The sequence below is a fragment of the Agromyces humi genome (assembly GCF_009720255.1).
GTDB classification, from domain to species: domain Bacteria; phylum Actinomycetota; class Actinomycetes; order Actinomycetales; family Microbacteriaceae; genus Agromyces; species Agromyces humi.
Genome location: NZ_WJSP02000099.1, coordinates 1 through 10644 on the forward strand (window position 1 = coordinate 1; position 10644 = coordinate 10644).

8 protein-coding genes and 1 pseudogene are annotated in these 10644 nt (G+C 70.3%); 3 read left to right on the forward strand and 6 right to left on the reverse strand.

All coding sequences use genetic code 11. The features are described from left to right. Window positions 1–226 precede the first annotated feature (226 nt). Window positions 227–1825, forward strand: coding sequence for an ABC-F family ATP-binding cassette domain-containing protein (locus GH736_RS10290; protein WP_159602846.1), 1599 nt, complete (start codon window positions 227–229; stop codon window positions 1823–1825). Here the strand turns inward: GH736_RS10290 and GH736_RS10295 are convergent. The 3 genes from GH736_RS10295 to GH736_RS10305 are packed head-to-tail and all read right to left on the reverse strand — an operon-like array spanning window position 1809 to window position 3327. Next, entirely contained in the window at window positions 1809–2681 is an 873-nt protein-coding gene (locus GH736_RS10295) for an SURF1 family cytochrome oxidase biogenesis protein (protein ID WP_159602848.1), read from the reverse strand. The genes GH736_RS10290 and GH736_RS10295 overlap by 17 nt on opposite strands. Further along, window positions 2678–2923: a hypothetical protein gene (locus GH736_RS10300; RefSeq protein WP_407922336.1), complete on the reverse strand. Its 246-nt coding sequence runs from the start codon at window positions 2921–2923 to the stop codon at window positions 2678–2680. Before GH736_RS10300 ends, GH736_RS10295 begins: the two co-directional genes overlap by 4 nt. After that, a complete protein-coding gene (locus GH736_RS10305; RefSeq protein WP_159602850.1) occupies window positions 2920–3327 on the reverse strand; it encodes a DUF3099 domain-containing protein in 408 nt (135 codons plus the stop codon). The genes GH736_RS10300 and GH736_RS10305 overlap by 4 nt, the downstream gene beginning before the upstream one ends. A gap of 145 nt (window positions 3328–3472) precedes the next feature. Here GH736_RS10305 and GH736_RS10310 point away from each other — a divergent pair, with 145 nt between their 5' ends. Further along, window positions 3473–4183 carry a beta-ketoacyl-ACP reductase gene (locus tag GH736_RS10310; RefSeq protein ID WP_159602852.1) on the forward strand — a complete coding sequence of 237 codons (711 nt, stop codon included), beginning with the start codon at window positions 3473–3475 and terminating at the stop codon, window positions 4181–4183. 2 nt (window positions 4184–4185) lie between these two features. Here the strand turns inward: GH736_RS10310 and GH736_RS10315 are convergent, their stop codons facing one another. After that, window positions 4186–5520 (reverse strand): APC family permease, encoded by a 1335-nt coding sequence (locus GH736_RS10315; protein ID WP_159602854.1) that lies wholly within the window; start codon window positions 5518–5520, stop codon window positions 4186–4188. Between the two features lie 141 nt (window positions 5521–5661). Here GH736_RS10315 and GH736_RS10320 point away from each other — a divergent pair. Further along, window positions 5662–6291, forward strand: a pseudogene (locus tag GH736_RS10320) (SLC13 family permease); the annotation flags it as partial. A 314-nt stretch (window positions 6292–6605) separates the two neighbouring features. On the opposite strand, the gene leuS reads toward GH736_RS10320, so the two are convergent. Both leuS and pabB read right to left on the reverse strand, forming a co-directional pair. Beyond that, window positions 6606–9185 (reverse strand): leucine--tRNA ligase, encoded by a 2580-nt coding sequence (gene leuS / locus GH736_RS10325; RefSeq protein WP_159602856.1) that lies wholly within the window; start codon window positions 9183–9185, stop codon window positions 6606–6608. A 93-nt stretch (window positions 9186–9278) separates the two neighbouring features. After that, the coding region (gene pabB / locus GH736_RS10330) for an aminodeoxychorismate synthase component I (RefSeq protein WP_159602858.1) at window positions 9279–10644 on the reverse strand (1366 nt) is incomplete at its 5' end.

A 10644-nucleotide genomic window follows, 5' to 3' on the forward strand; every position in this document is an offset into this window, starting at 1 on the left:
TACCATGACCGTCATCCGCTTCCCCGCGTTCGGCGCTGGTTGATGCCGCGGGTGGATGCTGCGGCCTTCGCGGAGTCGCGCGAAGATCATCGCGATCGACGTCACGCCCGAGTCTGGCGGATGCCGGTGACATCCGGTCCGGCGAGCGACGGACGCGCCGGGCGATAGACTGGGGGGCTGTGCCGCTCGGCACGCCCTCACCCACCACTTCCGCCGGAGGATCCCCGTGCTCGCCGTCCATGATCTCGAGATCCGCGTCGGCGCACGCGTGCTCATGGAACACGTGGACTTCCGCGTGTCCCCGGGCGACAAGGTGGGGCTCGTGGGCCGCAACGGCGCGGGCAAGACCACCCTCACGAAGACCCTCGCCGGCGAGACGCTGCCCACGGGCGGCAGGATCGACCGTTCGGGCGAGATCGGCTACCTTCCCCAGGATCCCCGCTCGGGCGATCCCGAGATGCTCGCGCGCACGCGCATCCTCGATGCGCGCGGGCTGGGATCGCTCGTGCTGGGCATGCACGAGGCGTCGATGAACATGGGCAGCGACGACCCCGCGGTCGCCGAACGGGCGATGAAGAAGTACGGCAACCTCACCGACCGCTTCACGGCGCTCGGCGGATACGCGGCCGAGGCGGAGGCGGCGTCGATCGCGTCGAACCTCAACCTGCCCGACCGCATCCTCGACCAGCCGCTGAAGACCCTGTCGGGCGGCCAGCGCCGGCGCATCGAGCTCGCGCGCATCCTGTTCTCGGATGCCGAGACGATGATCCTCGACGAGCCCACCAACCACCTCGATGCCGACTCGGTCGTCTGGCTCCGGGAGTTCCTCAAGGGCTACAAGGGCGGCGTGATCGTGATCAGCCACGATGTCGAGCTCGTCGGCGAGGTCGTGAACCGCGTCTTCTACCTCGACGCCAACCGTTCGGTCATCGACATCTACAACATGGGCTGGAAGCACTACCAGCGCCAGCGCGCCGCCGACGAGGAGCGCCGCAAGAAGGAGCGCTCGAATGCCGAGAAGAAGGCGGGCGCGCTGCAGCTGCAGGCGGCCCGCTTCGGTGCGAAGGCGTCGAAGGCGGCCGCGGCGCACCAGATGGTCGCGCGCGCGGAGAAGCTCCTCGCCGGGCTCGAGGACGTGCGTGCGGTCGACCGGGTGGCGAAGCTCCGCTTCCCGACCCCGGCGCCGTGCGGCCGCACCCCGCTGACCGCGAACGACCTCTCGAAGAGCTACGGCTCGCTGGAGATCTTCACCGCCGTCGACCTGGCGATCGATCGCGGCTCGAAGGTCGTCATCATCGGCCTGAACGGCGCGGGCAAGACCACGCTGCTGCGCATCCTCGCCGGCGTGGACCGCCCCGACACGGGCGTCGTCGAAGCCGGGCACGGCCTGCGCGTCGGCTACTACGCGCAGGAGCACGAGACGCTCGACGTGAAGCGCAGCGTGCTGCAGAACATGGTGAGCGCCTCACCCAACCTCACCGAGACCGAGGCCCGCAAGGTGCTCGGCTCGTTCCTCTTCACGGGCGACGACGTGCACAAGCCTGCGGGAGTGCTCTCGGGCGGCGAGAAGACCCGGCTGGCGCTCGCGATGATCGTGGTGTCCGGCGCGAACGTGCTGCTGCTCGACGAGCCGACGAACAACCTCGATCCCGCGAGCCGCGCCGAGATCCTCGATGCGCTCGCGCACTACGAGGGCTCGGTCGTGCTCGTCTCGCACGACCCCGGCGCGGTCGAGGCGCTGAACCCCGAGCGGGTGCTCATCATGCCCGATGGCACGGAAGACCACTGGAGCCGCGAGTACCAGGAGCTCATCGAGCTCGCCTGACCGGCCGACCTGCCGGCCCGACCTGCTGTCGGTTGAGGATCTCGTCCTCGACGTCGGCGTCCCGACGCTCGCGTGACGGCTTGCGTTCGCGCGGCGCCGTGGGCGCTTCGGGTGAGCCGGATGCCTCGGCGAGGCCCCGCCGTTCCTGGTTCGCGGCCCAGCCGAGCCCGATGAAGCCGAGCAGTGCGAAGACGAACCACTGCAGCGCGTACGACAGGTGCGGACCCTCGTCGCGCACCGGGCGTGCCGCGGCCAGGGGCGGTTCGTCGGCGTCGGCGCCGTCCTGCACGAGGATGCCGTAGGCACCGGTGTAGCTCGGCTCGCCCACCCGCTCGGCGAGTTCGTCGAGGTCGATCGTGGCGAACTCGATGCCGGTCGACGTGCGGCCGGCGATGCGGCCCTCACCCGCCTTCAGTCGCGCCTCGAGGTCGACGTGCCCGGAGGGCGCGGGGTCGTATGCGCTCGGCCGCCCGTCGGAGTCCTGCGCGATCCAGCCGCGGTTCACCATGAACACGGTGCCATCGTCGAGCCGGAACGGCGTCACCACCTCGAACCCCGAGCTGCCCTCGAACGGACGGTTGCGCACCACGACCTCCTCGTCGGCGAGGTATTCGCCCGAGAGCGCCACCACCCGCCACCGCTGGTCGACCTCGAAGCCGGCCGGGTCGGGCAGCGCCTCGGCCACCGGGATCGCCTCGGCGTCGTAGTTGGCGTCGATCCTGGCGACCTCGGCGAGCGCCTCGGCGCGGCGGTTCAGCTGCCAGGTGCCGAGCGCGCAGCAGGCGATCGCGAACACGATCACGAGGGCCAGGTAGCCCGCCCACCGCGGCGAGCGGAGGAAGCGCCAGTCGTTCACGCATCGACTCCCGTCGCGGCATCCGACGCCGCGTCGAACGCGGCGACGCGCACGGGGAACGACCGTGCCTCGAGGAATCCCCTGAGGTACTCGACGTGCTCGTCGCAGGCGAGCCAGGTCTTCCAGCGGTCACCGGTGTGGATACGCGGGTTCTGCCAGTCGATGCGCCAGGAGGCGGTCGCGCGGCACGCGGCGCGCGAGCAGACGTCGGGGGCGGCATCCGCCCCGATGCCCCCGATCACGCGGCACCGCGCTCGTCGTCGGGCCGGTCGGATGCCGTGGGGTCGGGGCGACCGGATGCCTCGGGTCCGGGCTGGTCGGACCTCCCAGGGTCGGCGGGATCTGCCTCGTATCGGCCCGCCGGACCCTCGGATCCAGGCGCCGGGGGAGTGACCGGGACGAGCCCGCCGGGACGCAGCACCTCGGGTGACCGCGACGGGCCGCCCACGTTGGCGAGCACGACCGCGACGTAGGGGAGGAAGATCGCGCCGGCCGCGAACACCGCGAGCCACCAGCCCTTCGCGAAGAGCAGGGCGAAGATGCAGGCGACGCGGATCGTCATCGCGATCGTGTACTTGATCATGCGCGCGCGCCGCTCCGCGTCAGGCGAAGGCGGCAGCGAGGTGATCGACTGCTGCTGCTTCATGGTGGTCGCCGTGGGGTCGCGCGGCTCTCCTCACCCTCAAGCCTACGTCCGCCGCGGCCTCCCTGACCCCCGATCGGCGAGCCTCTATGCTGGGACGGGCCGATCGGCCGACACGCATCCGCGAACGCGAGAAACGGAGTCCATCATGACGACGAGCCGAACCGTCCTCGTGACCGGCGGCAACCGGGGCATCGGCTACGCGATCGCCCAGGAATTCATCGCCCAAGGACACCGCGTCGCCGTCACCGCCCGTTCGGGCGAGGGCCCCGAGGGATCGCTCACGGTCCGGGCCGACGTGACGGATGCCGCATCCGTCGACCAGGCGTTCAGCGAGATCGAGGCGGCGCTCGGTCCCGTCGAGGTCGTCGTGGCGAACGCCGGCATCACGCGCGACACCCTCCTCATGCGCATGAGCGAGGACGAGTTCACGAGCGTCATCGACACCAACCTCACGGGCGCGTTCCGCGTCGTGAAGCGGGCGTCGAAGGGCATGCTGAAGGCCCGCTTCGGGCGCATCGTGCTCATCTCGAGCGTCGTGGGCCTCTACGGCTCGGCCGGCCAGGTGAACTACTCGTCGTCGAAGGCGGGGCTCGTCGGCATGGCCCGCTCGCTCACCCGCGAGCTCGGCGCACGCAACATCACGGCGAACGTCGTCGCGCCGGGATTCATCGAGACCGACATGACCGACGAGCTGCCCGAGGCGCAGCAGGCCGAGTACAAGAAGAGCATCCCGCTCGGCCGCTTCGCCTCGCCCGACGAGGTCGCCCGGGTGGTCGCGTGGCTCGCCGGCGACGACGCCGGGTACATCTCGGGTGCGGTCATCCCCGTCGACGGCGGCCTCGGGATGGGCCACTAGGCTCACGAGCCCGTCGAGGCGTCGTCCCCTTCGGGCGCGCCATCGCCAGCATGGGATCGGCGCGCGTCCCGCCGCGACTTCCAGAGCAGGTCGATGATCACCGACAGCGCGACGATGGCGAGCAGCGCGATGGCGGTCGCCGGTTCGTTCACGAGGGTCGTGGTGCAGAACACGATCAGTGTGCCCAACGTGGCGATAAGTGCGATCACCAGCACGATCAGGTTCGCCCCCGTCGTGCGGTAGAGCCGGAAATGGCCGATCGTGACCGTGGAGAACACGATGAGCGCGACCGCGCTGCCGATGGAGGCGATCGCGGTGAGGTCGAATCCCACCACGAGCACGGTCGCGAACGCGGCCATCACGAGCAGCCCGACCGGGAAGCGTCCGATCGAGCGCCCGAACACGGGAGGGAACTGTCCGATCGACGCGAGGTTGCGCGTCATGCCGATGGACGGGTAGAGGCCGGCGTTGACCGCACCCGTGGTCGAGAGGAGCGCCGTGATCACCATGAGCACGTAGCCCGCCTCGCCCAGAGTGGGCTTGGCCGCCTCGGCGATGGCGGTGGTGCCGTATTCCACCACCTGCTCGGCGGTGAGCGTGCCGAACACCCCGAGCGAGACCGCGACGTAGACGGTGGTGGCGATCGCGAGGGCCAGGTAGATGGCCTTCGGCAGCTGTCGTGTCGGGTTCGGCAGGTCCTTCGCCGTGAAGGTGATCACGCCGAAGCCGAGGAACGCGAAGAAGGTCAGCGCGACGCTGGCGATGATCTCCTGGACGCCTGGATAGCCGCTCGGCGCCAGCAGTTCGGGGTTCCAGTTCGCGATCGTCACCGCGGCGAAGACGACCAGGATGCAGAGCACCACCGTGACGAGCACCGACTGCACCCGGGCCACCGCGCTCGACCCGATGGCGTTCAAGCCCGTCATCACCACGATGAGCAGCACGCCGAGCGCTTTCCCCCAGCCCGGGTCGCCGCCCGCGACCACCGAGCTCGCATAGCCGCCGAACGACGCGGCGATCATGGCGACGACGATCGATCCGGCGGTGAAGAACAGCCAGGCCCCGATTCCGGCGATGTGCCCCTCGCCGAACCCACGGGAGAGATAGGTCAGCAGTCCGCCGCCGGTCGGATAGGTCGAGCCGAGCTTCGCGAACGAGTAGCCCTGCAGGCCTGCGATCGCCCCCGCGATGAGGAACGACAGCCAGACCGCTGACCCGGCGACGTCCCCTGCCGCCCCGAGCAGGGCGAAGATGCCCGCGCCCACCATCGATCCGACGCCGATGAAGGTCGCCTGCATGACCGTCATCCGCTTCCCCGGCGTCTCAGAAGCAACCATGCCCGCCTCCCCGACACGAAGCGGCGTCGTCTCGCGTCGAAGCCATGCTGGCCGTGCATCGAGGACGAAACATCATGCAGATCGCACGATTCCCCCCGCAGCACGCCCGCGGCATGCTGGGCGATGTAGGGGGTGTTGTCAATGGAGTATGCACTCGTCATCCTTCAGGCGGTCGTCGTCATCGGCGCGATCGTCCTCGGCGTCCGCACCGGCGGCATCGGCCTCGGCCTGTGGGGCGTCGTCGGCACGGCCGTGCTGGTGTTCGGGTTCCGGTTGCCGCCGGGCTCACCGCCCATCGATGCGTTCTTCATCATCATCGCGGTCATCACGGCGTCATCGGCGATGCAGGCAGCGGGAGGCATCGACTACCTGGTGTCGATCGCCTCGAAGATCATCCAGCGGAATCCGAAGCGGCTGACCTACGTGGCGCCGCTCGTGGCGTTCGTGTTCACGGTGCTCTCGGGGACCTCGAACATCTTCATCGCCCTCATCCCGGTGATCTACGAGACCGCGTACCGCAATGGCCAGCGACCCGAGAAGGCGCTCGCCTCCTCCACCGTGACGTCCGGCCTCGGCATCACCGCGAGCCCCGTCTCGGCGGCGATGGCCGCCTACCTCGTCCTCATCGAGACCGACGGCTTCGGGCTCCCGCAGATCCTGGCGATCACCATCCCCGCGGCCATCGTGGCCTGCATCGCGACGTCCTTCGTGCAGCAGCGCATCGGCAAGGACCTGGTCGACGACCCGGTGTTCCGCGAGCGCGTGGCGGAATCCCGGCAGCCTCGTGCAGGACCGCGTCGTCGCGACCGGCGAGCCGGGCGCCGGCGACGGCGACCGGTCGGGATCGACGTCGGGATCGACGTCGGCATCCACCTCCTCGGCAGCGGGGGTCGAGACGACGCCCCTGCTGGTGCATGTGCTCGGGGCGTCGCGCGCCGCGCTGCCGGATCGAGGGCGTCGAACGGGTGGTCTCGGCTCGCGGGCATGCCCGCACGCTACGAGGGCGACCGCCTCATTCCGTCGGGCAGCGCTCCAGCCCCGCAGCGCTCAGCGAGGCCGAACGCTGTCGAGGAGGAGTGGGCGGATCAGCCGCGCGTCGCGATGTTGACGAGCCGCGGCGCACGGACGATGACGTTCACGATCTCGCGTTCGCCGATCGCTCGAGCCACTCCGGACGACGCTCGCGCGAGCGCCTCGAGCTCGTCGCCGGCGATCTTCGGCGACACCTCGAGCCGGTCGCGCACCTTGCCGTCGACCTGCACGATCGCGGTGACCGACTCCTCGACGAGCAGCGCGGGGTCGGCCTTGCGCCACGGCACGAGCGCCACGCTCGGCTGGTAGCCCAAGCGCTCCCACATGTCCTCGGCGGTGTAGGGAGCGAACAGGTCGAGGATCATGGCCGTCACCTCCGAGGCCTCCCGCACGGCGGCATCCGCCGGGCCGGCGCCGGAGTCGATGACCTTGCGGGTCGCGTTGACGAGCTCCATCAGGCGCGCGACGACGACGTTGAACTTGAAGGCCTCGACGAGCCCGGGCGCATCGGCCAGCAGTCGGTGCGTCAGCCGTCGGAGCGCGGCGTCGCCGGTCTTCCATTCGACATCGGGCGTGGACGAGACCTCGCCGGAGATGCGCCAGGCGCGGGCGAGGAACTTCGCCGCCCCCACGGGCGAGACATCCGCCCAGTCGATGTCGTCCTCTGGGGGCCCGGCGAAGGCGAGCGTCACACGCAACGCGTCGGCGCCGTGCGCGCCGAGCTCGCTCGCGAACTCGACCAGGTTGCCCTTGGACTTCGACATCTTCGTGCCGTCCATGATGACCATGCCCTGGTTCAGCAGGGAGGTGAACGGCTCGGTGAAGCTGAGGTACCCGAGGTCGAAAAGCACCTTGGTGATGAAGCGGGAGTAGAGCAGGTGCAGGATCGCGTGCTCGACGCCGCCGACGTACTGGTCGACCGGCAGCCACTTCTCGGCCTCCGCCGTGTCGAACGGCTTCGTGTCGTCGTTGGGGTTCAGGTAGCGCAGGTAGTACCACGAGCTGTCGACGAACGTGTCCATCGTGTCGGAGTCGCGGCGAGCCGCCCCGCCGCAGTTCGGGCAGGCGACGTTCACCCAGTCCTCGGCCGCGCCGAGGGGACTCGTGCCCTTGGGCTTCAGGTCGAGGCCACCGGCGTCGGGCAGGCGCACGGGCAGGTCGCTCTCGGGCACCGGGACCTCGCCGCACTCGGCGCAGTGGATGATCGGGATCGGCGTGCCCCAGTAGCGCTGTCGCGAGATGAGCCAGTCGCGCAGGCGGAAGTTCTTCGCGGCACGACCGGTGCCGCGCTGCTCGAGCACCTCGATGATTCGTCGGATCGCGTTCGACTTGGAGAGCCCGTCGAGAGGACCCGAGTTGATGAGGCGGCCCTCGCCGGCCAGGGCGATGCCGGTCGACGCGGGATCGACCACGGGCAGGTCGTCGGGCAGGATCGGCTCGCCCTGCTCGTCGAGGTGGATCACCGGGATCACCCCGGTGACCGGGGCGTTCGTGTCGACCACCACGCGCACGGGCAGGTCGAACGCGCGGGCGAAGTCGAGGTCGCGCTGGTCGTGCGCCGGCACCGCCATGATGGCGCCGTGGCCGTAGTCGGCCAGCACGTAGTCGGCGGCCCAGATGGGCAGGCGCTCGCCGTTCACCGGATTCACCGCGTATCGCTCGAGGAACACGCCGGTCTTGGGCCGCTCCGTCGACAGTCGGTCGATGTCGCTCTCGCCCCGGACCGAGTCGAGGTAGTCCTGGAAGCGGGTGCGCACCTCGTCGGATGCCCCGGCCGCGAGCTCGGCGGCGAGGTCGGAGTCGGGTGCGACGACCATGAAGGTGGCGCCGTAGAGCGTGTCGGGGCGGGTCGTGAACACCGTCACGCGCTCGTCGCGGCCCTCGATCTCGAAGTCCACGTCGGCACCCGAGGATCGGCCGATCCAGTTGCGCTGCATCGTGACGACCTTCGACGGCCACGAGCCCTCGAGCTGGTTCAGGTCGTCGAGCAGGCGGTCGGCGTAGTCGGTGACACGGAAGTACCACTGCGTGAGCGCCTTCTTCGTCACGATGAACCCGCACCGCTCGCAGTGCCCGTCGACCACCTGCTCGTTGGCGAGCACGGTCTGGTCGTTGGGGCACCAGTTGACGAGACCGGCCTTGCGGTACGCGATGCCCTTCTCGTAGAGCTTCAGGAACAGCCACTGGTTCCACTTGTAGTACTCGGCGTCGCTGGTGTGCAGCTCGCGCGACCAGTCGAACGACGGCGCGTACTGGCGGAAGGAGCGCTTCTGCTGCTCGATGTTGTCGTAGGTCCAGCCGCGCGGGTCGATGCCGCGCTTGATGGCCGCGTTCTCGGCGGGCAGGCCGAAGGAGTCCCAGCCGACCGGGTGCAGCACGTCGAAGCCCTGATGGCGCCAGTAGCGCGCGACCGTGTCGCCGTAGCCGAACGCCTCGGCGTGGCCCATGTGCAGGTCGCCCGACGGGTAGGGGAACATGTCGAGGATGTACTTGCGCGGCTTCGTCTCGCCCGGGCGCCCTGCGCGGAACGGCTGGAGCTCGTCCCACACGGGGAGCCACTTCGCCTGGATCGCGGCGAAGTCGTACGCGCCGGACTCGGCGTCGGCGTGGGCGGGGTCGTGATCGTGTGCCACGTGACTCTCAATCGTGTGTGTGCTGCGGGGGGATCGCTCCGCACATCGTGCTGCGGGCGCGCCGGAACGCGACGCACCGAACCTTTAGCCTACTCACTCCACGCGAGCGGATGCCCCGAGCAGCACGGCGAGCAGCGCCCGCGCCTTGACGCGGGTCTCCTCGATCTCCTCGGCCGCGACGGACAGCGCCGTGATGCCGCCGCCGGTGCCGATGCTCGCCCCCGACGGCGTGAGCACGATCGAGCGGATGACCATCGCGAGGTCGGCGCTGCCGTCGACGCCGAGATAGCCGAACGCGCCCGAGTACACGCCGCGCGGGCCCGCTTCGAGCGCGTGCAGGATCGACATCGCACTGCGCTTGGGCGCGCCGGTCATCGACCCGGCGGGGAACGCGGCCCGCACGACGTCGAGCGCGGTGAGCGGATGCCGCAGCCGGGCCTGCACGGTGGAGACGAGCTGGTGCACGTGGGCGTATTCCTCGACCTCGAGCAGGCTCGTCACGCTGACGCTGCCGAGCTCCGCGATGCGACCGAGGTCGTTGCGCATGAGGTCGACGATCATGAGGTTCTCGGCGCGCTCCTTGTCGCTGGCGAGCAGCTCGCGACGCAGCTCGTCGTCGCGTCGAGCGTCGGCGCCCCGCGGGCGCGTGCCCTTCATGGGCTTCGTGGAGACGATCCGGTCGGCGTCGACGTGCAGGAACAGCTCGGGCGAGGCGCTGAGCAGGGCGACGTCGCCGAACCGGACGTACCCGCCGTGGTGGCTGGGACTCGATGCACGCAGGAGGAGGTAGGTCGACGCCGGGTCGGGCCTCACGTCGATGTCGACCTGGTTGGTGAGGCAGAGCTGGTAGGCGTCGCCGCGCACGATCGCCGCCTGGCACGCGGCGATGAGGTCGGCGTAGCGGTCGGGGTGGTGGCGCCATCGCACGGCAGGCATCTCGCCCTGGTCGGCCGCGGGCGATGGAGCGGAGATCGGCGAGAGGCGCGCGGATGCCGCGGGCAGCTCGTCGAGCTCCGCGGCGAGCTCCTCGGCCCACGCCGCACCCGCCCCGACGGCGTCGGCGCCGTCGTCCTCGATCCACGCGAGCCGCACGGTGCGGGTCGCGTGATCGAACACGATGGCGCGGTCGATGAAGAGGAACGCGGCATCGGGCGTGTCCGCGTTCGACGTCGGCACGTCGTTCAGGCCGCCGCCCAGCTCGTAGCCGAACCAGCCGAACCAGCCGAGCGGACCGGCGACGCCGGCGTCGCGACCGCCGGCGTCTGCCGGGTCGCCTGGTTCGACCGCCACGGCGAGCCGCTCGGCGAGCACGTCGAACACCGACCCGGCCGAGGTCCGCCCGGCTGACACCCGGCCGAGCGGCGTCGACCGGGTGACCGTGCCGCCCTCGGCATCGGCCGTCACGAACGCGCTGCCCGGGTGCGCCGCCGCGATGACGCTGAGGCCGGTGGCGGCATCG

What these genes read in the sequence shown, in the direction of transcription:
- GH736_RS10305 (WP_159602850.1), bottom strand. Translation starts at nt 3,327, where the DNA reads ATGAAGCAGCAGCAGTCGATCACCTCGCTGCCGCCTTCGCCTGACGCG.
- GH736_RS10310 (WP_159602852.1), top strand. Translation starts at nt 3,473, where the DNA reads ATGACGACGAGCCGAACCGTCCTCGTGACCGGCGGCAACCGGGGCATC.
- GH736_RS10315 (WP_159602854.1), bottom strand. Translation starts at nt 5,520, where the DNA reads ATGGTTGCTTCTGAGACGCCGGGGAAGCGGATGACGGTCATGCAGGCG.